23 protein-coding genes are annotated in these 24,235 nt (G+C 48.9%); 12 read left to right on the top strand and 11 right to left on the bottom strand.

The features are described from left to right. Nucleotides 1-66: 66 nt before the first annotated feature. Nucleotides 67-486: a ferric iron uptake transcriptional regulator gene (fur, locus tag F463_RS0107710; protein WP_018986494.1), complete on the top strand. Its 420-nt coding sequence runs from the start codon at nt 67-69 to the stop codon at nt 484-486. A gap of 22 nt (nt 487-508) precedes the next feature. Further along, nucleotides 509-1,102, top strand: coding sequence for a DNA-deoxyinosine glycosylase (locus F463_RS0107705; RefSeq protein ID WP_245545173.1), 594 nt, complete (start codon nt 509-511; stop codon nt 1,100-1,102). Here the strand turns inward: F463_RS0107705 and recN are convergent. Together recN and F463_RS0107695 are read right to left on the bottom strand one after the other, a co-directional pair. Continuing rightward, nucleotides 1,053-2,711: a DNA repair protein RecN gene (gene recN, locus F463_RS0107700; protein ID WP_018986492.1), complete on the bottom strand. Its 1,659-nt coding sequence runs from the start codon at nt 2,709-2,711 to the stop codon at nt 1,053-1,055. The two genes, F463_RS0107705 and recN, sit on opposite strands and share 50 nt — an antisense overlap. Before the next feature lie 19 nt (nt 2,712-2,730). Beyond that, nucleotides 2,731-3,600: an NAD(+) kinase gene (locus F463_RS0107695; protein WP_026295427.1), complete on the bottom strand. Its 870-nt coding sequence runs from the start codon at nt 3,598-3,600 to the stop codon at nt 2,731-2,733. 63 nt (nt 3,601-3,663) lie between these two features. Between F463_RS0107695 and hrcA the strand changes: the two genes are divergently transcribed. The 10 genes from hrcA to F463_RS14200 all read left to right on the top strand — a co-directional run bounded on the left by hrcA (nt 3,664) and on the right by F463_RS14200 (nt 12,601). Further along, nucleotides 3,664-4,716, top strand: coding sequence for a heat-inducible transcriptional repressor HrcA (hrcA, locus tag F463_RS0107690; protein WP_018986490.1), 1,053 nt, complete (start codon nt 3,664-3,666; stop codon nt 4,714-4,716). A gap of 162 nt (nt 4,717-4,878) precedes the next feature. Continuing rightward, complete coding sequence (locus tag F463_RS0107685) at nt 4,879-5,376, top strand: FxDxF family PEP-CTERM protein (RefSeq protein WP_018986489.1); 498 nt, start codon at nt 4,879-4,881, stop codon at nt 5,374-5,376. A 147-nt stretch (nt 5,377-5,523) separates the two neighbouring features. Beyond that, nucleotides 5,524-5,742 (top strand): glycine zipper 2TM domain-containing protein, encoded by a 219-nt coding sequence (locus F463_RS0107680; RefSeq protein ID WP_018986488.1) that lies wholly within the window; start codon nt 5,524-5,526, stop codon nt 5,740-5,742. A 95-nt stretch (nt 5,743-5,837) separates the two neighbouring features. Beyond that, the gene (hemH, locus tag F463_RS0107675) at nt 5,838-6,944 is read left to right on the top strand and encodes a ferrochelatase (RefSeq protein WP_018986487.1); all 1,107 of its coding nucleotides are present in this window, start codon (nt 5,838-5,840) and stop codon (nt 6,942-6,944) included. 150 nt (nt 6,945-7,094) lie between these two features. Beyond that, on the top strand, nt 7,095-7,403 hold the full coding sequence (locus tag F463_RS0107670; protein ID WP_018986486.1) for a hypothetical protein: 309 nt from the start codon (nt 7,095-7,097) through the stop codon (nt 7,401-7,403). Between the two features lie 428 nt (nt 7,404-7,831). Then, nucleotides 7,832-8,821, top strand: a complete 990-nt coding sequence (rfaD, locus tag F463_RS0107665) for an ADP-glyceromanno-heptose 6-epimerase (RefSeq protein ID WP_018986485.1) — start codon at nt 7,832-7,834, stop codon at nt 8,819-8,821. A gap of 24 nt (nt 8,822-8,845) precedes the next feature. Further along, a complete protein-coding gene (locus F463_RS0107660) occupies nt 8,846-9,406 on the top strand; it encodes a D-sedoheptulose-7-phosphate isomerase (protein ID WP_018986484.1) in 561 nt (186 codons plus the stop codon). Continuing rightward, nucleotides 9,406-10,863, top strand: a complete 1,458-nt coding sequence (gene hldE, locus F463_RS0107655) for a bifunctional D-glycero-beta-D-manno-heptose-7-phosphate kinase/D-glycero-beta-D-manno-heptose 1-phosphate adenylyltransferase HldE (RefSeq protein WP_018986483.1) — start codon at nt 9,406-9,408, stop codon at nt 10,861-10,863. The genes F463_RS0107660 and hldE overlap by 1 nt, the downstream gene beginning before the upstream one ends. Next, nucleotides 10,860-11,888 (top strand): lipopolysaccharide heptosyltransferase II, encoded by a 1,029-nt coding sequence (gene waaF / locus F463_RS0107650; protein WP_018986482.1) that lies wholly within the window; start codon nt 10,860-10,862, stop codon nt 11,886-11,888. Before hldE ends, waaF begins: the two co-directional genes overlap by 4 nt. Further along, nucleotides 11,885-12,601, top strand: coding sequence for a BUD32 family EKC/KEOPS complex subunit (locus F463_RS14200; protein WP_018986481.1), 717 nt, complete (start codon nt 11,885-11,887; stop codon nt 12,599-12,601). Before waaF ends, F463_RS14200 begins: the two co-directional genes overlap by 4 nt. Here F463_RS14200 and F463_RS0107640 read toward each other — a convergent pair whose 3' ends face one another. From F463_RS0107640 to F463_RS0107600, 9 genes are all read right to left on the bottom strand, one after another. Beyond that, nucleotides 12,602-14,119 carry a hypothetical protein gene (locus F463_RS0107640; RefSeq protein WP_018986480.1) on the bottom strand — a complete coding sequence of 506 codons (1,518 nt, stop codon included), beginning with the start codon at nt 14,117-14,119 and terminating at the stop codon, nt 12,602-12,604. Between the two features lie 105 nt (nt 14,120-14,224). Further along, on the bottom strand, nt 14,225-15,274 hold the full coding sequence (locus F463_RS0107635) for a glycosyltransferase family protein (RefSeq protein ID WP_018986479.1): 1,050 nt from the start codon (nt 15,272-15,274) through the stop codon (nt 14,225-14,227). Next, the gene (locus F463_RS0107630) at nt 15,271-16,347 is read right to left on the bottom strand and encodes a glycosyltransferase WbsX family protein (protein ID WP_018986478.1); all 1,077 of its coding nucleotides are present in this window, start codon (nt 16,345-16,347) and stop codon (nt 15,271-15,273) included. The genes F463_RS0107635 and F463_RS0107630 overlap by 4 nt, the downstream gene beginning before the upstream one ends. A gap of 6 nt (nt 16,348-16,353) precedes the next feature. Beyond that, nucleotides 16,354-17,169 (bottom strand): glycosyltransferase family 2 protein, encoded by an 816-nt coding sequence (locus F463_RS0107625; RefSeq protein WP_018986477.1) that lies wholly within the window; start codon nt 17,167-17,169, stop codon nt 16,354-16,356. A 46-nt stretch (nt 17,170-17,215) separates the two neighbouring features. Beyond that, nucleotides 17,216-17,899, bottom strand: a complete 684-nt coding sequence (locus F463_RS0107620; protein WP_018986476.1) for an HAD family hydrolase — start codon at nt 17,897-17,899, stop codon at nt 17,216-17,218. 69 nt (nt 17,900-17,968) lie between these two features. Next, entirely contained in the window at nt 17,969-18,598 is a 630-nt protein-coding gene (gene eda / locus F463_RS0107615) for a bifunctional 4-hydroxy-2-oxoglutarate aldolase/2-dehydro-3-deoxy-phosphogluconate aldolase (protein ID WP_018986475.1), read from the bottom strand. A gap of 149 nt (nt 18,599-18,747) precedes the next feature. Beyond that, entirely contained in the window at nt 18,748-20,562 is a 1,815-nt protein-coding gene (gene edd, locus F463_RS0107610) for a phosphogluconate dehydratase (protein WP_018986474.1), read from the bottom strand. A 258-nt stretch (nt 20,563-20,820) separates the two neighbouring features. Further along, nucleotides 20,821-22,557 (bottom strand): carbamoyltransferase family protein, encoded by a 1,737-nt coding sequence (locus F463_RS0107605; RefSeq protein ID WP_018986473.1) that lies wholly within the window; start codon nt 22,555-22,557, stop codon nt 20,821-20,823. Nucleotides 22,558-22,591: 34 nt separating this feature from the next. Further along, a complete protein-coding gene (locus tag F463_RS0107600) occupies nt 22,592-24,040 on the bottom strand; it encodes a lipopolysaccharide kinase InaA family protein (protein ID WP_018986472.1) in 1,449 nt (482 codons plus the stop codon). Between the last annotated feature and the right edge of the window lie 195 nt (nt 24,041-24,235).

Genomic DNA, 24,235 nt, shown 5'->3' with positions numbered 1-24,235 from the left:
ACCACGTAGTGTCGCCAATCAAATACGCCGCACGACTTACCCATATACAAAACATGGACAAAACCTATGCATGATCCAAAAGACCTCAAAAATGCAGGCTTAAAAGCGACGTTGCCACGTCTAAAAATCCTTGAGCTGTTCGAGAACAGCGAGCAACGCCACCTCTCGGCCGAAGATATTTATAAAGTCATGATTACCAATGGTGAAGATGTTGGCCTGGCCACTGTTTACCGCGTGCTGACGCAGTTTGAACAGGCTGGCTTATTGGTGCGTCACCACTTTGAAAGTGGTAAGGCCGTGTTCGAGCTAAATGAAGGCAATCACCACGATCATATTGTGTGTATCAAATGTGGACGTGTCGAAGAGTTTTACGACGAAGAGATCGAGAAAAGACAAAAAACCGCCGCAGAAAAATATGGCTTTACCATGCAAGACCATTCATTGACTATTTACGGCGTATGCAAAAAACAGCCCTGTACCGAATAACATCTCACAAGAGTCAATACTCTTGCAGGCATTGACTCCTTCACTACTCATACAGAATTTGTCCGAACTCTCTAGCAATCCTGAATATTACTCAGCTGGTTTCCCTCCTGTCGTCGGCCCTGCTGCGCGCATACTGATTCTGGGCACACTGCCTGGCGCAGCTTCGCTTAAACAGCAACAATACTACGCACACCCGCAAAATGCTTTCTGGAAAATACTGGAGCGCTTATTCCATATCCCGGCAAAGGCACCGTATATTGAGCGCTGCGAAAGCGTGAAGGAAGCAAAACTGGCGATCTGGGATGTGTGCCACTCGGCCTGCCGCCCTGGCAGTTTGGATAGCGCGATTTACGCCGACTCCGTGATTGCCAACGACATTCCCAGCTTACTAGTGAGTTATCCCAAAATAGAGTTGATCGCATTTAATGGCAATACCGCAGCCACCTTGTTTAAAAAACACATCAAAACATCCCTGTTAGCGGAGACGGTGACGCTACCGTCTACTAGCCCCGCACATGCCAGCCTGCGCTTTGAAGAAAAGCTGGAGCGCTGGCGAATTCTGCAAGTCAGACTATCCCAAGCATTTCCCGGGCGTGATTCCTTGTCGTCTCAGTAATCTGCAAACCACCTAGCATACGTGCCACCTCTTCTACTCGCTCGCTTGCGTCCAATGCGCGAATACGGCTTAATGTCGCGCCTTGCTGCTCAGATTTGCTAACCTGCAAATGCTGCTGCGCCTGTGCTGCAACTTGTGCCAGGTGGGTAATCACCAGTACCTGCCGATGCTGGCCAAGCTGATTCAACAATCTGCCCACCACTTCTGCAACGCCGCCGCCAATGCCAACATCCACTTCATCAAAAATCATGCAGGGCACTGTGCCTAATGAAGCGGTGGTCACCTGCAAGGCCAGGCTGATGCGTGACAACTCACCACCAGAGGCAACTTTATTGAGCGGACGGGGCTCAACGCCGGCATGACCAGCCACCAGGAACTCCACTTGTTCCAATCCATGAGCAGTGGGCTCACTGGAGGTTGTTAAAGCCACAGCAAACTGGCCGCCCTTTAAGGACAACGCCTGCATTTGCTCAGTGATGGTTTTAGCCAGTCTTTGCGCAGCTTGCTGCCTGGCTGACGAAAGCTGGGTGGCTTGTTCATGGTAGGCTTTCCAGGCTAGTTGCACTTGCTTGGCCAAGGCACCGTCATCAGAAAAACCTTCAAGCTCAGCCACCCGCTGCAATTGCTGGGCCAATAATTCAGGCAGCTCATCAGGCTTGATGCGGAACTTGCGTGCGGCGCCATGAATCGCCTGGATACGCGCTTCAACCTCAGCGAGGCGTTCAGGATCCAGCTCACTTTTTTGCAGATAGCGATTCAGTGCCCGGCTGGCTTCTTCCAGTTGCACCACGGCTGAATCAAGGTTTTCAGCAATCGCTTGCAATCCGGCATCCATCGTCTGCAGTTCGGCCAGCTTGGTTTGTGCCTGGGAGAGCAAATCCAGCGCATTGACTTCATCCCCTTCACTCATCATTTGCAGGCTGGCTTCCATGCCACTGAGCAAACTGGCACCGTTACTTAAACGGACATGCTCCTGCTGTAATGCCTGCCATTCGTCACTGGCAAAACCCAACTGCTTCAATTCTCTTGTACTGTCACGTAGCTCAGCCAGCTCTTCTGCAAACTGGCTGGAATTTTTCTCATACGCCAGCTGCTGCTGATGTAGCTGAAACCAGTCGTTGTATAACTTGGCAACTTGTTTTGCCAGTGGTGACGCTTGTGCATAAGCATCCAGGATCTCGCGCTGGGTAGCAATTTTGAGTAAGGAGTGATGCGCATTCTGGCTATAAATATCAATGAGGGTTTCGCCGATTTCGCGCAATTGGCCTACCGTTGCCGAGGCACCATTAATAAAGGCGCGGCTACGGCCATCGGCATAAATCACACGGCGCAATACCAGGGCATCCTCAATATCGATTTCTTGTGCCTGTAGCCAATCCCGGGCTGCCAGATTATCCGCAATATCAAAAGTCGTTGAGATTTCCGCCTTTTCACAGCCCTTGCGCGTCACATCCCCCTCGTTACGTGCGCCCAGGCTTAAAGACAGGGCATCAATGAGGATGGATTTACCCGCACCCGTCTCACCAGTGAGTGCGGTGTATCCTGCTGAGAACTCAAGTTCCAGCGTATCAACAATGACAAAGTCTCGGATAGAAAGGGCTTGTAGCATGGCGAATGGCAGGGTTGTATCAGCCCCAGTTTAATTTGTTGCGCAACATATCAAAATAACAGTAATCTTTTGGGTGTACCAACCGAATTTCCTGTGGTGCACGCTCGATCCGCACATGATCACCGACGGCCAGCGGATATTGCCCCTGACCATCGTAACTGATCTGGGCATCGGCAGCATTCACCACAATCACCTCAATCACACTACAGGCAGGCACGGTAATCGGCCGGTAGCTGAGTGTATGCGGGCTAATCGGCACGATAGAAATCGCTTCCAGGTCCGGGTGCATGATCGGGCCACCGGCTGACAGCCCATATGCGGTGGTCCCTGTCGGTGTGGTTAAAATCAGGCCATCAGACCGCTGACGCGACACAAACTGACCGTCGACATGCACTTCCAGTTCAATCAGGCGGAAAGCGCTCTTGATCACCACATCATTCAAGGCAACCGTTTGTTTAATCACTTGCCCGGCGCGGGTCACCACAGATTGCAGCAGTATGCGCGACTCCAGTTGATGCTCACCCTGCAAAATCTTATCCAGATCATCCAGCATATGTTCGGTTTGCAAATCCGTCAGAAATCCCAGACGACCCCGGTTAATGCCTATCAGTGGTACACCCGTATCCCGCAATGCACGACCAACGCTGAGCATGGTGCCGTCCCCTCCCATGACAATCACCAGGTCAGATTTGCTACCAATATCATCCAGGCTGGCGAGCTCAAATCCTTTATCCTCCACAAACTGTGCAGTACGCTCTTCTATACAAACGTGTAAACCTTGAGACAATAAATGGTGTGCCAAACGGGTTAAATCACTTTGCATTTGCTGCAAGGCGATGGCGTCCATGTATTTTCCAACAATGGCGACTGAACGGAATGTAGATTGCATGGCCGCATTAAAGCATAGAAGCCTCGAACTGAAAAGCGCAAGGGGCTGTTATCGCGGGCACAAATGGTGCAAAATTCAGTCACTGCAACAAGGTGCTTAAAAGTGGACAAACGCGCGCAAATTTTACTCAAAACCCTGGTGGAACATTACATCAGCGAAGGCCAGCCTATCGGCTCACGCACTCTGCTCCAACATTCAGGCCTGGACGTCAGCCCGGCGACTATCCGCAATGTCATGAGCGACCTTGAACAATTAGGGTTTATCACCAGTCCGCATACCTCTGCTGGCCGCGTCCCCACCAAAAAAGGCTATCGCCTGTTTGTCGATTCGCTCATGACAGTACAACCACTGGACCAGCGCGCGGTCACGCAACTCAAAACCGGGCTTACTTCGCCCAACCCGCAAGCGTTGATTAACAGTGCTGCCGACATGTTGTCGCAACTGACGCAATTTGCCGGTCTTGTCATGACGCCCAAACGGACACGTAATGTACTCAAACATCTGGAGTTCCTGCATTTAAATGACAAAAAAATCCTGGTGATTCTGGTGACAGAAGATGGACAAGTGCAAAACCGCATGCTGTTCACAGATAAAACCTTTAGCGCCAGCGAACTCACCGCTGCCAGCAATTACGTCAACAGCCAGTGCCAGGGCTTAACACTGGAAGAAGTTCAGTCCAAGCTCAAGCAAGAGTTGCAAGAAGTACAGGCAGATATCAATCGTCTGATGTCGGCAGCCCTGGAGGCGACCAGCCAGCCAGAGTCTTCAGAAAAAGAAACGGTTGTCATCTCAGGCGAGCGCAATTTATTACAAGTGGATGACCTCTCCACCAATGTGACCAGCCTGCGCAAGCTGTTTGAGATTTTTGAGCGGCGCACGGCACTGATGCAACTACTCGACCACAGCCAGCGTGCAGACGGCGTGCAAATTTTTATCGGCGGTGAAAGTGGTTACCTGCCACTGGATGAATGCAGCCTGGTCACTTCCCCCTATGAAGTGGATGGACAAGTCGTCGGTACTCTAGGGGTTATTGGCCCTACTCGCATGGCTTATGAGCGGATTATTCCTATTGTCGACATCACAGCTAAACTTCTGTCTAACGCGCTTTCAAATTAGATATGCTCTAACGGCATTAAGGTTAGTAATTCCGACACAGATATCAGCCAATCGCCGATAAACCTTAATCTGTATTTTTTTCACAATCCTGAGCTAGATGCTTAGTGATCTGCCCACAAGGCTCATCACAAGTACGACTTTTTAATCACTCAGGAGTTTGTCATGAAAAAAACTGCGTTGTTAATAGCTTTCGGTTTAAGTACTTTATTCATTAATCCGTCCTATGCTGCAACCTATGAGGCTACTCAAGCTGGTGGCGGGTATGTTTTCAGCAATTCATTTAGCGGCAACACAAGCTTCGATGATTACATTGCCTTTAGTACAGATGGCTTGCAACAAGTGCTCGCCAGCGTCTCTGGAACTGGCGCAACTTTCAATCTCCAGGAATTTAACCTATTGGATGAAAACAAGAACCTGGTCATGAATGGTAGTGTATTTAATTCAGGCTCTACCAATCTTTCTTTTGGATTTGCAAACAGCATTCAACAAGGCAGCTACTATCTGCAGGTTGTGGGAGAAAGCTCTGGTACAAATGCCAGTTACGCGGGTACGATCACCTTAGCGAATGCTGTTCCAGAGCCTGAGACCATGGCGTTAATGCTATCTGGATTGGGCTTAATTGGCGTGGCAGGCCGCAGGAAAATGCGTGAAAAAGTTTAACTGAACGCTATTAATCAATCCCCGCTTGTCTGCGGGGATTTTTATTTCTTGTCCGATTCCTCTGACAAACGAATCAGTACGATACCTCTGTTCATTTTGACTCTAGATTTTTCATAATCCCTCCCACCAGATCTCAAGGAGAAAAAAATGAATAATTTTCGCAAAGGCATGACATGGTCTATCTTGTTAGCATTATTTCTCAGTCTTTCTGCCTGTGGCTCTATGAGCACTCGTGGTAAAAATACAGCAATCGGTGCAGGTATTGGTGCTGTGGGCGGTGCAATTCTAACCGGCGGTAGCGCACTGGGTACCGTAGGTGGTGCAGCGGTTGGCGGCGTTGTCGGCAACCAGATCAACAAGAAATAATTTGCTTTTTGCGCCAGCTGGGCCAAAACTGGCTGGTATCGCACTTTTTTAGATGGCATGCGTCATATGGGCATTAATTCGCTTAAAATGCCCATATGAGCTATTACCAACCTGAGCCTGCTTACACCCACGGCAGCCAACCAAAAGTGGGAATCCTGTTAGCTAACCTCGGCACGCCAGATGCACCGACAGCCAAAGCGTTACGCCCTTATTTGCAACAGTTCCTCATGGACAGGCGCGTGGTTGAAATCCCGCGCTTTATCTGGTGCTGGATTTTGCATTGCATTATCCTGGTAGTACGCCCGAAAAAATCTGCTGAAAAATACGCCAGCATCTGGGCCAAAGAAGGCTCTCCGCTCATGGTCTATGCCCAGCAGCAGAAAAAACTGCTGCAAGGCTACCTGTCAGAAAAAATTAACTCGCCTTTTGCCGTTGAACTGGGTATGACTTATGGCAACCCCAGCATGAAAAGCGCCATTGAGTCTCTTAAAACACAAGGCTGTGACCGCATCCTGGTATTCCCGCTCTATCCGCAATACGCAGCCAGTAGCACCGCTGCTGCGCTGGATGCCGTTTGGCGTGTGCTGCTTAAGATGCGTAACGTGCCTGCCATCCGCACCATCAAGCACTACCATGATCATCCCTTGTATATCCAGGCCCTGGCCAGCCATATCCAAGCGTACTGGAAGCAACATGGCAAACCTGAAAAACTGGTCATGAGCTTTCACGGCGTGCCAAAATTCCACCTGCTTAAAGGTGACCCCTACCACTGCGAATGCCACAAAACCGCACGTCTGCTTGCTGAAGCTTTAGGCTTAAGCAAAGAACAATACCAGGTCGCCTTTCAATCCCGCTTCGGGCGCCAGGAATGGCTGCAACCTTACCTCGCCAACACGCTGGACGCCTTAGGTAAACAGCAACTCAAGCGCATAGACGTCGTCTGCCCTGGTTTTAGCAGCGATTGCCTGGAGACTTTGGAAGAAATTGCCATGGAAGGCAAACATTTGTTCCAATCTGTGGGCGGTGGCGAGTATCACTACATCCCAGCACTTAATAGTGAAGCGGTTTGGATTGAAGCCATGCGCGATATTGCGCTGGAGCATTTGCAGGGTTGGGTGAGTAGTGAGTTTGATCCGGTGAAAGCTGAAGCTGATACCCAAGCAAGTAAGCAACGTGCTGTTACGATGGGAGCTAAATACTAAACTTAGCAGTTATTAAAGCGCAATCTACTGTTCTAATGGCGACAAAAATACTAACTTAATATAAATTTCAAAGAATTAGGACTTCAGAAAACAAGCTAATTGCGATAAGACAATCCAATATGAATCATATACACATTGCCTATGAGCGCAATGTTTGACACACTACTTCTTGACAGTATTAACTTCTTAGTTGAAGCCTGCAAGCTTCACCCCATTGATGAGAAGGTATATCCACTTAGTCGAGCGTCAATTGTCTTCTCACTATTGCTACTTGAAGCGGCAGCAAACACTTGTATTGAAAGCCTAAATCTAGAAAAAACTGTTCATGGAGAAATTGATAGATTGCCAGTTTTAGGAAAGTTTGATTTTTACTTACGCATGCGCTTCAAAAATAGAAATTTAGAGAGAGGAACTCACCAGATTGAATGGATAAAAGAAAAGTTCTACGCGATGGCTTAGTACATCTCAAAACTCACAAGGTAGAGTGGCATGGCGACCCCGAAGCTGAGATGTCAACAGAAGCAGTGCGAACAAAAGCTCTCGATATAGCAATCAATCCTAAATTTTAGGATAGCGAAAATGCAGTTAAAGTTGCTAAAGGCGTCCATAATTTCCTTAAATTCTTCTTTCGTGAAAAATGTAAATATGGTCCGAGCAAAGTTTCATCACTACTTTTTTCCGAGTCCCGTGTATCTGGAGATGAGAACTACTTCATACCTTGAGTTTCACGAATGACAAAACTTAAATTGCAATCACTGGATATTGATTTAACTTACATCAAGCTTGTGTGGATGTAATTAACTAGTGAAATCTACATCTTAGAATCCTATGCCAGCCCTCCCTAATTACGCGTTATAATCGCGTTTTAACGTTTTAATCGTTCCCTTATGATCGTTATCACCGGTGGTGCAGGCATGATTGGTTCTATTATGGCCTGGCATTTGAACAACAAACTGGGTCGGCAAGACTTGGTGATTGTTGACCGCATCACGCATGAAAACCAGTGGCAAAACCTGGTGCACCGCCACTATGCCGAATACCTGGATAAAGACCAGCTGTTTGAATTCCTGGAAGAGAATGACGACATCACGGCGGTGATTCATATGGGCGCGATCAGCGCGACCACTGAGCGAGACTTTAACAAGCTGGTGGCCGATAACATGCATTACTCGCAGGACTTATGGTCGTGGTGTACTGAGTATGAAGTGCCATTTTTCTACGCCAGTTCTGCGGCAACCTATGGTGGTGGCGAGCAAGGTTATGACGATGCCAGCATTGAAAATCTGCGCCCGTTGAATGGCTATGGCTACTCCAAACACTTTTTTGACCAGTGGGTGATGCAGCAGGTGGCACAAAAACAGGCGACACCTCCGGCATGGGCAGGCTTCAAGTTTTTTAATGTCTATGGGCCGAACGAATACCATAAAGAGCGCATGGCCAGCGTGGCCTATCACACCTTTAACCAGTTTAGCGAAACCGGCACCATGCGCCTGTTTAAAGGCACCAAGCCCGGCGTGGAAGATGGGATGCAGTTGCGTGACTTTGTATATGTGAAAGATGTGGCTGATGTGATGGGCTTTTTTCTCGAAGCTGCATTAAAAAACAAACCTGTAGCGAATGCTATTTACAATATCGGCACCGGTCAGGCACGCAGTTTTAAAGACCTGGCAACCAGTGTGATGACCAGCATGGGCCGCGAACCCAACATTACTTACATTGACATGCCGCAAGACCTACAGGGCAAATATCAGTACTTTACCCAGGCAGAGATGAAAAAACTGCGCGATGCAGGTTATAAAAAGCCATTTACTACACTGGAAGAAGGCGTGAAGGACTACGTGCAGAACTATTTGCTGCAGGATGACCCTTACGCATAACTGGCTTCAGAGATTGTGAGCGATATGAATAATATTGAATACCTTAAAGGTGAACATGCTGCCCATATGGCTATGTTTCAGGCCTTGGAATCCTTATTCCCGTTGATCAGTGAAGTTGGCAACCTACTGCGCGACTGTATCCAGCGTGGCGGCAAGGTGCTGTTATGCGGTAACGGTGGCAGTGCAGCCGATAGCCAGCATATTGCGGCTGAAATTGTCGGCCGCTTCAAAAAAGAGCGTAGAGGCCTGCCGTCTATCGCCCTGACGACGGATACGTCTATCCTTACCTCAGTCGGTAATGATTATGGCTATGACTATATTTTTGCGCGTCAGGTAGAAGCACTGTGCCGCCCGGAAGATATCCTGATTGGCCTGACAACCAGCGGCAACAGCGCCAACGTGGTGCGCGCGATTGAAACAGCCAATGAAATCGGCGCAACCACCATAGGCATGACCGGTGGCAGCGGTGGCAAAATGAATACCCTTTGCCAACACAATATTGTGGTCCCTTCCAGCGTCACGGCGCGCATCCAGGAAGCACATATTTTTATTGGCCACTGCCTGTGTGAGATTCTGGAATCCTGATGAATCCTATCATTGCTAAACTTGTTCCGCATTTTGGTGAAACCCAACAGCATGCACTGGTGATTGGCGATGTGATGCTGGATCGCTACCTGATGGGTGAAGTGAACCGGATTTCTCCGGAGGCTCCAGTGCCGGTGGTACTGATTAAATCAGAACAACAACGTGCGGGCGGTGCCGCCAATGTGGCTGCGAACCTGGCATTGCTAGGGATACAGACGCGCATGGTAGGCCTGATTGGCAGTGATAATGAAGGTCAGCGATTGCTGGCAGCGATGGCTGAGTATGGTATTGATACACAGGCGATGATTACCACACCAGTACGCCCGACTATTGCAAAAACCCGTATTCTGGGCGGGCATCAGCAAATGATGCGCCTGGACCAGGAAATCACCAGCACCTTATCTGAAACTGAAGCCGAACAAGTCACACAAACCATTCAAACAGCGTTACAACAAAGGCCTGCGCTCATTATCCTTTCAGACTACGCAAAAGGATTGCTCACTGAAGCAGTCTGCCAACAAGTGATTGCCTATGGCCGCACACACAATATTCCGGTACTGGTTGACCCTAAAGGACGCAACTACGATAAATACCGTGGCGCGACTGCCCTGACCCCAAATAAAAAAGAAACGGCTGAAGCATGCGACACTCAGGTAAATGATGCCGGCTTGATAGACAAGGCCAGTAGTCTCAAAGCCGCGTTGGCTTTAGACTTTTTAGCAGTCACGCGTGGCGAAGAAGGCATTACGCTGATTGCAGACCAAACCAGCCATCTGAGCGCAACCGCCAAACAGGTGTTTGATGTGTCTGGCGCGGGTGATACTGTTATTGCCACATTGGCCGCCGGATTAATGCATGGCTTAAACGCGCTCGATAGCCTATCACTGGCGAATATTGCTGCCGGGGTGGTTGTCGGCAAAGTGGGTACAGTACCCATCACCAAAGCCGACTTGATAGATGCCATCGCGACGGAGCAAGGCAGCGAGCAGGCGCATAAGGTGAGCGAATTACCCGATCTGTTGCATAAAGTAGCCACCTGGAAACAGCAGGGTCAGAAAATCGTATTCACCAATGGCTGCTTTGACCTGCTGCATGCCGGGCATGTGACTTACCTTGAAGGTGCCAAAAAACGAGGTGACAGGCTGATTCTTGGCTTGAACACTGATCGTTCAGTCTCTGCGCTCAAGGGCCCAACCCGCCCCGTGGTCAACGAGCAAGACCGTGCCCGCGTGCTGGCGGCACTCGAATCTGTAGATGCTGTGATTTTATTTGACGAAGAAACGCCACTGAAGTTGATCAATGCCATCAAACCAGATGTGATTGCCAAAGGCAGTGACTACACCACCGACCAGGTAGTGGGTGGCAAAGAGGTGTTATCGTGGGGGGGTGAAATTGCGCTGATTGACCTGGTAGAAGGCCGTAGCACCACTAACCTGATCAAAAAAATGCACGCATGAACAAAATCCTTGTAATCGGCCCATCATGGGTGGGCGACATGGTGCTGGCACAAAGCCTGTTCAAGCAACTCAAAACAGATAAACCCGATTGCGAAATTACCGTCGCCGCACCTGCATGGACCTTGCCATTACTGGAAAGAATGCCTGAGGTCACACATGCCATTGCCTTGCCATTTAAACATGGTGACCTGGCTTTGCGTGAGCGCTTTAAATTAGGGCGTGAGTTGGCCAAACAAGGATTTACCCAGGCAATTTTGCTCACTAACAGCCTGAAGTCTGCCATCCTGCCCTGGGCAGCCAAGATACCCATTCGTACCGGCTTTAAAGGTGAAATGCGTTATGGCTTGATCAACGACATGCGTCAACTGGATAAAACCGTGCTCAAGAAAACGGTGGAACGGTTTGTGGCACTCGGCCTGCAAAAAAATATGAAGCTGCCTGAACAACTCCCGCAACCAGTCTTGCTGACACACCGCGAACATGCACAGGCACTGTTAGCCAAATTCGATATTCCGCAAACGCAACAACCCGTCTTAGGTCTATGCCCAGGTGCAGAATACGGTGAAGCCAAGCGCTGGCCTGCAGAATACTACGCTGAAGTCGCCACTCATGCCCTCAATCAGGGTTGGCAGGTCTGGCTATTCGGTTCTGAAAAAGACAAACAGGTCACGACAACAATCCAACATCTCACGCAGCAACGCTGCATAGATTTGGCTGGCAGTACGAAATTGGGCGAAGCGATTGATTTGATGTCATTGTGCCATACCGTAATCAGTAACGATTCAGGCCTCATGCATGTGGCAGCTGCACTAGATAAGAAACTGATTGCGGTTTATGGTTCGTCAGACCCCAAACACACACCGCCTATGCACCCGCAAGCTGTGATTGAATATCTAGCCTTGGAGTGCAGCCCTTGTTTTGAACGAATATGCCCGTTGGGACACTTAAATTGTTTAAAACAGATGCTGCCGGAGCGCATGATAAGACATATCAACTTCTCTCCTTTGGCAGAAGAGACTGCATGAAGTACCCAGTACTCACACGAGCGCATCTCGCAGATGCCACCATCGTAGAATATGACCCGCGTGGCATCAAGGTGCTACAACTGCCTGGTGGGGATTATCTAAAAGTTTTCCGCCTGCGCCACCAGTACGGGTGGGCACGTCTTCATGGCTATGCACAGCGATTTAGCAAACATGCACGGAAACTAGATCAAAAGGGAATCCCGACGGTACAAGTCAAACAATGCTACAAAGCTGACAATGCGGAATTGCTGAAAGCACCTGACTTCCCCTGCCCCACAGAAGCAACGCTGACCAAGCATACTTACGTGGTTGAATACGCACCACTGGCCGGACAGACGCTAAAGGATTTATTAAAGCAACAATTGATGAGTGACACCCTTGTAGTGCAACTGGGCAAATTCATTGCAGAATTACATGCAAAGGGAATATATTTCCGTTCCCTGCATCTTGGGAACATCGTGCTGACGCCCGACGGGCAGTTAGGGTTAATTGATATAGCGGATATGGATATTTATCCATGGAAACTGTGGTTCAGCACTCGATTACGCAGTTTCAGGCATCTGACTCGATACGCCACGCTCAATCAGTCATTTGGCATCTCTCGCTGGTCTCTTTTGCAAGAGAGTTACATTTCAGAGGCGAAACTGAGTACCTTGAAATCTCGCTGGCTGAGAAAAAAAATGCAGGACTTTCTGTTGCATCCTCCACACTAACTAAACGGCTTTTTTAAAGATCAAAACCCTTTTTTTGTTTTTGTGGCCATAAAAAACCTTTTCCAGTTTAAATGCTGTGAGCTGACGTCGTAGCTGGGCAAGCTTCTTCTGCTCATCAATGCTGTCGCCACACTTCAGCAAGATATATTCATACTGTTGCAACTCTCCAGCCGCTATGCGTTTGTCTAACGCTTGCCAGGAATAGTCAAACCGAGTATCAAATGCAGCACCAGCATAAAATCTTTGCTTGGCTGAGGAGTAGAGTACTTGGTCACCTGGCATCAGCCTTGATTTCACATAACTGACGGCATCAATCTCATAGTAAAACGTTTCTGGCTTTGATTTTACATTACTGACAAAACCCACCATTAAAATAATGGCCGATAATCCAAGTATTGCTTGCCTGCTCATCTTCACCGGGCGTTTGTCATGCAATAAACGCTGCAGAGCAAAACTGGCAAAAATAATCAGCGCAAACCCAAATAAGGCGACATAACGCGCTGAAAGCAGATTGACTTTAAAAGTAATCAAACAACCTATTAACCATGATAGTGCGATCCAGAAAAGCAAAATTTTATAGGCTACTGGCTCCATACTTTTCTTGATCGAATGCCTTTCAGCAAAAGCGAGCAGAGTGGGTGACCAACCTGCAACGCTAAGGCATTTAAGCGTGGCAATTGAAAAATAAGCCAGGAGAAAAGTCACCCAGGCGTATTCTTGGAATGGCTCACCAATGACCTGATCTCGCATGACCTGCACACGCTGGCTCAAATTCTGCTTAACATTCAACTGGATATCCTGTAAGCCTGTGAATAGCTCTTTCACTCGCCCCAGATCGTCCAGATTCAATGACGAAAATAACATGACAAGGGGGAGGCACAACATCCCAGCAATCAGCAAGGCATACGCTTTAATCATGCGACTGGCTTTTGCAGAAAACATGAAACCTACCAATGGCAAAACCAACAACTGCACGGCCCCTTCAATTCGGAACAGCGTTGCTAACAAGCCCAGTAATTGCCAGTGAATCGCATGTTTCCATCGCCCATGCTGATAAAACAGAATTAACTGATTTACTGCATGAATCATGACCGCCCAATAACCAAGATCACGGCTCGCCATAGGCAGGATATCGCCTACGATATAAGAAGCTCCGATGAGCAATAGCACTGCATAACTTTGTGTGTACTGGTTGCCTCCCGCCAGACTCACCATGCGTACAAGGCCCCAGACCAATAGCATAAAAAACAGGACGATCAATCCATTCGCCGACGCCTGCAAACTCAGCCCTGTTAACCAGTGAACAATCGCAATCAGCCCCGGATAAAACCCCCAGCTAAAGCTTTCCACCGCAAAAGCCTGTTTGAACTCGCCAGCAGCAAAGTGACGCGCCATTTCAAAATACAAGATGGAGTCATTGGTAATCCAGCCATGCTGAATCCATAACACGCGTACGCACGTGATAAACGCCAGGGTCAACGCCAGATAAATGGGTATATTTTTATGGTGACTAGTCATTCTTTTATGGATTCTATGTGCAATAACAATACACTCTGACGAATGTTTTCCACTTGTAATTTATGGTCAGAAACTCATGCAGACAAGAACTATAACCTCAGATATTTACATAATCCTTGCCGACAATCGTTGAACCAGGTCGCGCAAGTCTGCAAGCTCTTGCGCTAGACTGAATTGATTTTTCAACAGGGCAATATTTTGATCAAAGCTTTCTACATCAATGCATCCGCGATCAAAATCATTGATTTTATCCAGAGTCAATGTTGCAAACTGTCGGATATCGCCACAATGCACTTCGTGAAACTGATTTTCAAGCCAGTATTCTTTGCCCGCCTGTCCAGTGTAACCAATGACCAGATTGCCAGCCAAGGCTGCCTCCAGTGGCGGCAATCCTAGACCTTCCAACTCGCTAAAAGACAAGAAAATTCTGGACTTTGCCAATGCTTGAGCGACTTCACTCTGATTCATGTTTTGAATGGGTAACAGACTCCAAGTATCCGGCAGCTTTCTGGCAAGATAGTTAACCACCAATCTCGAGTGTTTTTCGAGTTTGCGTGGCATATAGGTAATCAGGTTCTGCTTTAGTCCAGCAGGCTTGAAAACATCACTTTCTACGGATAAATGCAATCTGACAATTTTCTGCTTAAACTCAGGAAACAGAAAGACCAGACAGGCATAAATATCATCTGAAACACAAGTAATCAACTCTGCGTGCTCGTAAGCTGGATAAACCGATGCCATCGTGGCTTTTCTAAAAATTTCGTATCCATTCTGTACTTGAATAATGTAGCGTATGCCTTTTTCACGCGCGATCATCGCCTCTCTGGCTGCCCACATTTCATGAATCACGAGGACTTCGTTGTTTTTATTGAAGCTAAAACTCTCTTTAAAGGCCAGATCATCAAAAGGCAGGTCACAACGAAAACCCAACTCCTTGGGATGAAAAATTTGCGCTTTCACCCAATCCAGTTGCATCTGGTTAATTTGCGATACGTGCCTGTAAATCACCTTGACACCGCCTGACGCCCTTTTCGCATTAGGACAAAGATAAGTCAATATCAAGCGATGCGGGCAAGGCGCTACATTGGCCCGGTACCTGAACCTGCGCAGTTTGAAAATCAAATGACTGAGGACTTTGGGAGTGAGGGAACTCATGCTTTTATCTTCCGGGTGAACAATAAGTATTGTTCAAGCAACTGCATTCGCCATTGTTGATCCGGCTCAATCACATTGCCTTCTGCCCACTCGTTCCAGGATTTGATAATCACCACTTGCGTAGAAGGTTGGTGTTTACGCTGCGCAAGCTGCGTGGCGATGTTTGCAAGATGTGTTGCAAAGCGATGAGGATCAAAGCCCCGCAGGATAGTGCCACGACGTAAATGCCGGGGAGTGGTATCCCAGCCGGTAAATATAATCGGCACTTGTTTCGGGTCGTCTGATAGCGGTTCATTGTTGATGACCAGGCCTTCATAACTGTATACAAACGGGCCTAGATTCTTGAACTGATAGTTGCGCGCCAGCTTTTCGCGTAAATAGGACCACAAGTTATCCCGCTTGCGCCATTTAAAAATACTGCCCGATTTGTTATACCCGTCGAAATAGCGCTTCCATGGCTGATGCGGTTCTGTATTGTCCGCCAGCCAGTAGATCCCAGGCAAGCCATGAGCTTGCGCGCATTGCTCAAAGGTATCAATAAACACCTCAAGATCGGGAATATCCTTCGGGCTAAAAATCGAGAAAACAGGCTTGCCATCTACTTTAATATAGTTAGCAGTCTGAAAGTGCGGTAACAATTGCTCAAAATAAGCAGAATAGTCTTCTTTACCTAAATACAACTGCTCCTGCAAGGTAATGTGTTGCCGCTTGTTATACCAGGTGTGATTCGCCCAGCAAAAAGCATATTTAAAATTGAGCCGCTGCTCCAGCACGAGCTGCATTGGCTTTTCCAGTAACTTTTTGCCTCTGCCAAACCAGTAATCGAACACCAAAAAACCGTCAATGCCGTGCTTTTCTGCGATGGCCTGCTGCCACTCAAAAACGGCAGGGTTTAATAGATCGTAGTCCCCAAACGGGGTATCCGGCTTGCGTATGTGCTGCCAGCTGAAATATGACTGGGCGCTATTAAGCTGCTGCCACTCTGTGAAACCAGGTCCCCACCAGCGGTTATTTTCTTCAATCTCGTGAAATTGCGGCAAATAATAAGCCAGGCTCAATAAGTTTGAACGCATGATAGGTTATTGATCCAGACGGCTATCGGCGAGAATGGCCTCACCGTCTATCCCGCGTAGCTTGGCGTTAATGCGTTTAGTGCCTTCGCGCATATTTTTGTCGCTGGTGCCTAATTGCGGATTAAAAATCAGCGTCGCATGATTAAGATGATCTACGTACTCACCTAATTGCAATGAGTCTAGAAACAGCATCTGATAACCGGCTGCTACCATTTTTTCATGCATGACTTTACCTGCTGTCTGGTCACCATCTGAAAAACTGGTATTCAATGCACGAATCACGTCTGTACGATACATGGCACAGTGGCTGCGTAGATAGTATTTACTCTGGTCAAGCCGATTTGGATTATAGCCCCGGTAACCGAAGCATTGATGCAAGGCCTTTTTCCAGCATTGTTCAAACTGTATCCCCCAACGCTGTAATGCCGTTTTTGACTCCAGTTTCCAAGAGCCCACCCCGGCCAGCGCGGGCTGCCCGTCGAATGGTTTTAATAGCACATCCAGCCAGTCGCTGCGCTTGACAAATGTATCGGTATGGATGGATAACACAAATGGCGTTTTGACTTCAGCAAGCGCAAGATCCAGCGCACGCGAGTGCGATAAAGGGACGGTATCATCCGGGGCGGGTTGACGCTCAACCAGCTTAATCCAGGATAAACCACGCAAATATGCCAATGACGCATCCTGAGAGTTGTTGTCTATCACCACCACTTCAACTTGACTGAAATCAGTAAATTTACGCAACAAGCGCAAACAGATTTTAGTGATTTCAGGCGTTTTGTAGTTGGGCACCAGTATGGTGACTTTTTTTTCTTTTGCCATGTTCGGTATTATAGTTGAGTAGACGCACCCTCTCAAAGGTGCTCAGTTAATGGTGAACGTCGTTATTCAAGCACATTTCCAGCTGGTGACACACGACTATGTGATGCTGTTTGCAGTAACTTTGCCAATCTGGCATATCCGTCCAGTCCGATACAAATATAAAATCTAGCCCGGCACCTGTCGACGCCTGGTGATCAAAGCGACTATCACCAATAAAAAGGGCAGGAAACTGGATGGTGCCATCCGCAATCATGCTTGCTAGATGCTCATTTTTCTTGGTGGGGCCACCATAAATCCCCAGTTCGAATAAACCATCCAAGCCACGGCGTGGAAAAATGTTCCGGAGCTCTTCCTGGTCGCCACCTGACATCAGCATCCATTTTGCTTGCGCAGTTTTTTGCTTCAGCTGGCTTAACGCCGGGGCAACCTCGCATTGCATCAAGGTTTCGTCGAGGATCACGCTGAAGGTATCCATGAAGGCCTGGAACAATTCCGGTGTCAGCGGCTGCTTGATGATCTCGGTAATGTAATAGCGGATTTTGTCATTACGCGGGATGCTACCGAGCTTGATATGGTAGTCGACAAACGCTTGCGCCTGTTCGTCTGTCCCACCCATCCGTTTGGCGGTATTGTAATAAGCATCCACTTTGGTCTGATTACTATTGAGGACGACACCATCGCAATCAAGCACGATGGTTTTGTATTGGGAAAGGTCTGGGCGCTGTGACATAGGCTGGATAATAAAAAAGGCTTGTATTACTACAAGCCTTCATTATAAACGATAGACTGAATGCGTCGCTTATTTCGCAGCGACAATCGCCGATGCTTCTTTCGCCAGCTTGGTGATATGCGCCCAATCTTTGTTTGCGACGGCATCTGCAGGCGTCAACCAGGTACCACCACACACAACCACATTTGGCAGTGCCAAGAACTGTGGTGCACTTTCAACGCTCACGCCACCTGTTGGGCAGAATTTCACATCAGCAAACGGCCCGGCAAAGCCTTTAAGCAGGTTAATGCCACCCACCGCTACGGCTGGGAACAGTTTCAGGAAGTAGTAATCATCCGCATTCGCCATCATGATCTCTGAGCCTGTAGACACGCCTGGCAGTAATGGCAAACCAATTTCACGGGCATATTTACCCAACTCGCTGGTGTAGCCTGGACTCACTGCAAACTGGCAACCTGCATCTTTTGAGTTCTTAGCATCCTTGAGATTACGCACGGTGCCGGAACCTAAAATCGCATCTGGCACATGTTTGGCAATTTCCTCCATGGCATGCAAAGCCACTGGTGAACGCAAAGTCACTTCCAGCACCTTTATACCGCCTTCCAGCAGGGCTTCTGCCATAGGCACAGCATCTTCCACTTTGTTGATGACAATGACCGGAATCACCGGGCCATGGTTAGCTAACTCTAATGTGCTCATGTTGTAAGTATTAACCTAACAATTAAAAATCTGTTCAAAAAACCTTTACAGTAAATTCAAATGGCTAAGCAAGACAAGGCACAGGGGCTCAGACAGTACATTAAGTACGGCAAGCGAACTGTAACGCAGTATTGCGACGCCATTTTAATTTACAGCCAAGTAACTGCGCCCTCTTCGGCTGACAACACATTCCTGCGCATGCCACCAAACAACTCACGGCCCAAGCCATGTGCGTTGTAATGACGCTTGGCATCGCTTAACTCTTCAGCCTCGCGCTCAGCCCAGGTGTCTTCATCAACCAGCACATTCAACTGACCGACGGTACCATTCAAGCGGATAATGTCGCCGTTGCGGATTTTCGCAATGGGGCCTCCAGCGCTTGCTTCAGGACTCAAGTGAATTGCTGCCGGGATCTTGCCGGAAGCGCCACTCATACGTCCATCTGTCACAATCGCTACGCGGAAACCCTTGTTCTGCAATACAGCCAGCGGTGGTGTCAGTTTATGCAGCTCTGGCATACCATTGGCTTTAGGGCCCTGGAAACGCACCACGGCAACAAAGTCTTTTTCCAGCTCACCACGGTCGAAGGCTGCCAGCAGCTCTTCCTGTGCATCAAACACAATCGCAGGCGCTTCAATAATATGACGGTCTTCTGGCACCGCAGAAATCTTGATCACGCTACGGCCTAAATTACCTTTAAGCAAACGCAGGCCACCTGACTCATTGAACGGATGTGCTGCGGTACGGACGATGGTTTCGTCACCGCTTTCTGCCGGGTAGTCCTTCCAGACCAGCTTGTCACCTTCTTTTTCAGGTTTTTTGCCATAAGAACGTAAATCGCCACCATCAACAGTGTAGACATCAGGGTACATGTAGCCCCCCTCAATCAGTTCACGGATCACAAAACCAGGACCTCCAGCGGTCTGGAACTCGTTGACGTCAGCCTTACCGTTAGGATACACACTTGCCAGTAACGGTGTGGCTTTTGCCAGGTAGTGGAAATCAGTCCAGTCAATGATGATACCGGCTGCACGGGCGACTGCTACCCAGTGGATCAAATGATTGGTAGAACCACCGGTAGCCAGCAAGGCCACCATGGCATTCACAATCACGTGCTCATCTACCAGTCGGCCAATCGGCACAAATTTGTCTTTCTTGGCATTTTGCAATACCAAGCGCACAGCCTCACGGGTCAAGTCCTCACGCATGCCATCATGCGGGTGAATAAACGCTGCTCCTGGCACATGCAGACCCATGGCTTCCAGCAGCATCTGGTTACTGTTGGCTGTTCCGTAGAAGGTGCAAGTACCTGCGCCGTGATATGCCGCTGACTCACTTGCTAGCAATTCATCACGGTCACACAGACCTTGCGCGTATTTTTCGCGTACTTTGGATTTGGAGGTGTTATCAATGCCGGTGCTCATCGGCCCAGCGGGGACAAACACACAAGGCAAATGGCCAAAGTGCAAGGCACCAATCAGCAGCCCCGGCACAATCTTGTCACACACGCCCAACAGTAATGCAGCGTCAAATACATCATGAGATAAAGCCACAGCAGTACTCATGGCAATGGTATCGCGGCTGAACAGACTCAACTCCATGCCTGGCTCACCCTGGGTAATGCCGTCGCACATGGCTGGCACACCACCAGCAACCTGCACAGTGGCACCATGCTTGCGTGCTTCATCACGGATAATGTCTGGATAATTGACATATGGCTGATGCGCAGACAGCATTTCGTTGTACGCGGTGACGATACCCACATGGGTAGGCTTTTCGGCGTAAATCTTGAACTTGTCGTTCTGTGGCATAGCCGCAAATGCGTGCGCCACGTTGGCGCAGCCCAGACGATCCGGGCCCTTTTCGCGGTTCAGGTAATCATCAATACGCTGCAAATACGCCTTACGTGTCGGACGGCTACGCTCGATGATGCGTTCTGTTACTTCAATGTGAGATTGTTTCATTGACTATCGCTCAACTGTGTTTTAACTACCTGATGAACTATCCTAGATGAACTGCTTTGAACTTGCTATTTAGTCACAGTTTAGGGTCGTAATATATATGAATCCAAACAGGTTCCCTACCTGCGATTATCGCCAAACTGGTGCAAGACGTCAAACTGAATTACCAGATTTGATTGTTTTTTTAGAGGATTCAATGACTTAAAACAATACACACTGTTTAGGTAAACCAGCCTGAAGCGGTGTGCTTCAGGCTGGTTTTCAGGCAGACTTGGTGACTAAAATATCTTCCATCATAAGATATTCGAGATCGCAGCCATAAAACATGTTCAGGGCATCGGTGGGACTGCAAATCATGGGCTCACCACGCCGGTTGAGCGAGGTATTGAGCACTACGCCATTACCGCGCAACTGCTCCAAATGCTCAATCAATGCATAATAACGTGGATTGGTTTCCTTGGTGACAATCTGCGCACGCGCCGTCCCGTCTTCATGTACCACTTCTGGAATACGTGCTTTCCAGGCCGGATTCACGTCAAACGTGAAAGTCATGTAAGGCGCAGGATGATCTGTTTGCAAAATATCTTCAGCCACGCGATCCAGCATGCTGGGGCAAAATGGCCGCCAGCGTTCACGGTATTTGATCTGCGCATTGATACGGTCAGCGACCCCAGGAAAGCTTGGGTCGCCAAGGATACTACGGCAACCCAGCGCGCGCGGGCCAAACTCCATGCGGCCCTGGAACCAGGCCAGGGGATTGCCTGCCGCCAATAACTCGGCTGCTTTACGCGGGCCATCTTCAACCCGGGTAAAAACAGGTTTGGCCGGATGGGCTTCACAGGCCGCAATGCATTCTTCATTTGTGAAAGCAGGCCCGAGGTAGGCATGTTCCATTTTATGGATGGTTTCGCCCGCCAGGTGTGCGGCATACGTGGCTGCGCCCAGGCTGGTGCCATTATCGCCTGAGGCTGGCTGCACAAATAGCTCTTTCACGTGCGGTAAGGCAATGATGCGCTGGTTCAGCTTCACATTCAGCGCCACCCCGCCCGCCATCACAATCTTGCCGGTCTCACGGATGATATCGCCCAGATAATACTCAATCATCTGCAGAGCTAGGTCTTCCAGCAGCTTTTGCACACTGGCAGCGTAGTGGATATAAGGATCGTCGATTTCATCCCCTTCACGCTTGGGTCCTAGCCACTCAATCAGTTTTGGCGTGAAGTAGTAACCCTTGGATTTTCCATCAGGACCGTTTTCTTTGTAGCGGCGCAAACCAACCACGTTCACATAGTCTGTGTTGATGATCAATTCACCGTTTTCAAATTTAGCCAGACGGCTTAAGTCGTATTTGTTCGGGTCGCCGTAGGGCGCCATGCCCATGACCTTGAACTCGCCATCAAGCATCTCAAAACCCAGGTATTCCGTGATCGCGCCATACATGCCGCCCAGAGAATCCGGGTCATAGAATTCCTTTATTTTGTGAATCTTGCCGTTTTCGCCATAGCCAAAAAAGGTGGTCGCATACTCCCCCTTGCCATCAATGCCGACAATGGCCGTTTTTTCCTTGAACCCGCTCAGGTGGTAAGCACTGGATGCATGCGCCAGATGGTGCTCAACCGGCACATATTTAGCTTTGGTCAGCCCAAGCTCTTCCATGAGTTTGAGTGATTTGTCACGGTTGCGACGGAAACGGCGGTTTCCGTTAAAGATCGCATCCAGTGAACGGTCTGGGGCATACCAGTAGCGTTTGGCGTAATGCCAGCGCGCAGCCGAAGTCAGCGGGATTTCACCATAAGGAAAAGCAACAATCTCCACTTGGTCTGGCGTAATGCCTGCCTGCTTCAAACAGAATCTGGCAGCTTCATAAGGCCAGTGATTTTTGGCGTGCTTGTCGCGGATAAAACGTTCTTCTTCCGCCGCAGCGACAATCTTGCCGTCCACCAGAATGGCAGCCGAAGCATCATGCCCCAAGGCACCGGATAAACCTAAAACAATCATGCAGAAACTCGCGTAATGATCTTAATGGAAACAACTAAATGGAAATGCCTGCCAGTTTGAGTGGCGTATGGTCCTGATAAACCAGGCTAAACGACTTCACCAGCGCATTATACAGGGAAGTATCGGCTTGCCAATTTTGCAGCAGGCGGCGGATATCTTTGGCATGCGCCCGTAAGGCCATTTGTGTGCGGCGGTGCTGTTGCATGCTATCGAGATCGATGACCACGATTTCGCCCTGATCTGTTACCTGCAAATTGCTGGCCTTCATATCGCCATGCGAAATCCTGAGCAAAAACCACTGGTAACACAGCGTGACCAGTTGCTCGATCACATGCTGGCGCATACCTGGATCACTGCACTGCTGGAAAAAAGCCTGCGCATCCGGCCACGGACTATAGGCAGACACAAAATAGGCCCGTCCGCGCAGACCATAAAAGCGGCGCTCATACATCAATAGTGGTTGCGGAGTAAGCATGCCATAGTATCGCAGGCGATGTGCATTCTGCCAGGAAGACATTGCTCGACTAGGACGCCATGCACGGCTTAAAGCATGCCAGCAGTGCTTGATATTATACCGCTTAATGACGACTGCTCTGTCTTGCAACTGGGTATGGACAACGGTGCAGGTATTACCCGCCTTGAGCACCTGACCACAATGCATGGCCACCTCCAGCGCGGGTAGATCGGTGATGTGAAGTCCACCGGCGGTGGTCACTGATTGCGCAGACTGAGAATCTCGGTGCCAGCTCACGTCACTGCAGTTACGCAAGAGTTTACGCGTCACAAACCGCTCGACTTCATGCGTTTTCATCTGCCGAGCCCATGCAAGAACTTGAGTAGCTGGCAAAGTCTCTGTCCAGCCACGAACTTTGAGGTAGGTTTGCAGCAACATTTCCGTCATCTGCATCTGGTCCAGCGCATGCAACTTTGCAATCAATTCTGCAAGTTGCATGTGTGCCTGCTTCACGCTGATGGATTGCTGCCGTATCCCGTCTCCATCAATCGCCCATACCAAGGCATCCGCCAATAAAAAATTCTTCAGATGTAAGTCTGTTTGGCAGAGATTTGCCGCATGCTGACGCGCAAGCACTTCCACCAGCGCACACAACAAATGACAACGAGAGGCACCATCAGATTGCAGATAGGCCGCTTCAGCATCCATCGCATGGGCTACTTCCGCGTATAAAAGACCAAAGACCTGATCGGATTGATGATCAAAAGTCCCATGCCATAACAAGTCCGGGGTGCGAATCCCCGCCTGCCCCATGGCCTGAGCACCGCCTGCATCACGGCGGGCATAACGTGCAGCATCCTTCCCCATAAAGAGCTTCGCATAAACAGGCTGACCGTTCCAACGCCCTCTGCAAACCAGACGACGGCTTTTGAGCACACGGACCAGCGTATCCAAATACAGGGTTGAGTGATCTGCCAGCGTGATCGACAGATGCAGTGGGCCAGGAGATGTCAATTGCGTCAGTATCATACTTGCGTCAAGATTCCTGGTTTTTTGCAGCCATGTTGCGTATTAACATACCAGCGTTGCTTGTTGCTTATAAGCATAAGGGATGAATAAATAAGTCATGTTTACTTGGTAAGATGATGCTTTGCCCGCGAGGCTACCAGGCAAGATTAGCGTTCATGCATAGACTCAAAAATCGATTAATCCAAGCAATATCGC

Source organism: Methylophilus methylotrophus DSM 46235 = ATCC 53528 (assembly GCF_000378225.1).
Lineage (GTDB): Bacteria > Pseudomonadota > Gammaproteobacteria > Burkholderiales > Methylophilaceae > Methylophilus > Methylophilus methylotrophus.
The sequence above is the reverse complement of the archived record's forward strand: the minus strand, read 5'-3'. Positions and strand labels throughout refer to the sequence as shown.

What these genes read in the sequence shown, in the direction of transcription:
- fur (WP_018986494.1), top strand. Translation starts at nt 67, where the DNA reads ATGCATGATCCAAAAGACCTCAAAAATGCAGGCTTAAAAGCGACGTTG.
- recN (WP_018986492.1), bottom strand. Translation starts at nt 2,711, where the DNA reads ATGCTACAAGCCCTTTCTATCCGAGACTTTGTCATTGTTGATACGCTG.
- F463_RS0107695 (WP_026295427.1), bottom strand. Translation starts at nt 3,600, where the DNA reads ATGCAATCTACATTCCGTTCAGTCGCCATTGTTGGAAAATACATGGAC.
- hrcA (WP_018986490.1), top strand. Translation starts at nt 3,664, where the DNA reads ATGGTGCAAAATTCAGTCACTGCAACAAGGTGCTTAAAAGTGGACAAA.
- F463_RS0107685 (WP_018986489.1), top strand. Translation starts at nt 4,879, where the DNA reads ATGAAAAAAACTGCGTTGTTAATAGCTTTCGGTTTAAGTACTTTATTC.
- F463_RS0107680 (WP_018986488.1), top strand. Translation starts at nt 5,524, where the DNA reads ATGAATAATTTTCGCAAAGGCATGACATGGTCTATCTTGTTAGCATTA.
- hemH (WP_018986487.1), top strand. Translation starts at nt 5,838, where the DNA reads ATGAGCTATTACCAACCTGAGCCTGCTTACACCCACGGCAGCCAACCA.
- F463_RS0107670 (WP_018986486.1), top strand. Translation starts at nt 7,095, where the DNA reads ATGTTTGACACACTACTTCTTGACAGTATTAACTTCTTAGTTGAAGCC.
- rfaD (WP_018986485.1), top strand. Translation starts at nt 7,832, where the DNA reads ATGATCGTTATCACCGGTGGTGCAGGCATGATTGGTTCTATTATGGCC.
- F463_RS0107660 (WP_018986484.1), top strand. Translation starts at nt 8,846, where the DNA reads ATGAATAATATTGAATACCTTAAAGGTGAACATGCTGCCCATATGGCT.
- hldE (WP_018986483.1), top strand. Translation starts at nt 9,406, where the DNA reads ATGAATCCTATCATTGCTAAACTTGTTCCGCATTTTGGTGAAACCCAA.
- waaF (WP_018986482.1), top strand. Translation starts at nt 10,860, where the DNA reads ATGAACAAAATCCTTGTAATCGGCCCATCATGGGTGGGCGACATGGTG.
- F463_RS14200 (WP_018986481.1), top strand. Translation starts at nt 11,885, where the DNA reads ATGAAGTACCCAGTACTCACACGAGCGCATCTCGCAGATGCCACCATC.
- F463_RS0107640 (WP_018986480.1), bottom strand. Translation starts at nt 14,119, where the DNA reads ATGACTAGTCACCATAAAAATATACCCATTTATCTGGCGTTGACCCTG.
- F463_RS0107635 (WP_018986479.1), bottom strand. Translation starts at nt 15,274, where the DNA reads ATGAGTTCCCTCACTCCCAAAGTCCTCAGTCATTTGATTTTCAAACTG.
- F463_RS0107630 (WP_018986478.1), bottom strand. Translation starts at nt 16,347, where the DNA reads ATGCGTTCAAACTTATTGAGCCTGGCTTATTATTTGCCGCAATTTCAC.
- F463_RS0107625 (WP_018986477.1), bottom strand. Translation starts at nt 17,169, where the DNA reads ATGGCAAAAGAAAAAAAAGTCACCATACTGGTGCCCAACTACAAAACG.
- F463_RS0107620 (WP_018986476.1), bottom strand. Translation starts at nt 17,899, where the DNA reads ATGTCACAGCGCCCAGACCTTTCCCAATACAAAACCATCGTGCTTGAT.
- eda (WP_018986475.1), bottom strand. Translation starts at nt 18,598, where the DNA reads ATGAGCACATTAGAGTTAGCTAACCATGGCCCGGTGATTCCGGTCATT.
- edd (WP_018986474.1), bottom strand. Translation starts at nt 20,562, where the DNA reads ATGAAACAATCTCACATTGAAGTAACAGAACGCATCATCGAGCGTAGC.
- F463_RS0107605 (WP_018986473.1), bottom strand. Translation starts at nt 22,557, where the DNA reads ATGATTGTTTTAGGTTTATCCGGTGCCTTGGGGCATGATGCTTCGGCT.
- F463_RS0107600 (WP_018986472.1), bottom strand. Translation starts at nt 24,040, where the DNA reads ATGATACTGACGCAATTGACATCTCCTGGCCCACTGCATCTGTCGATC.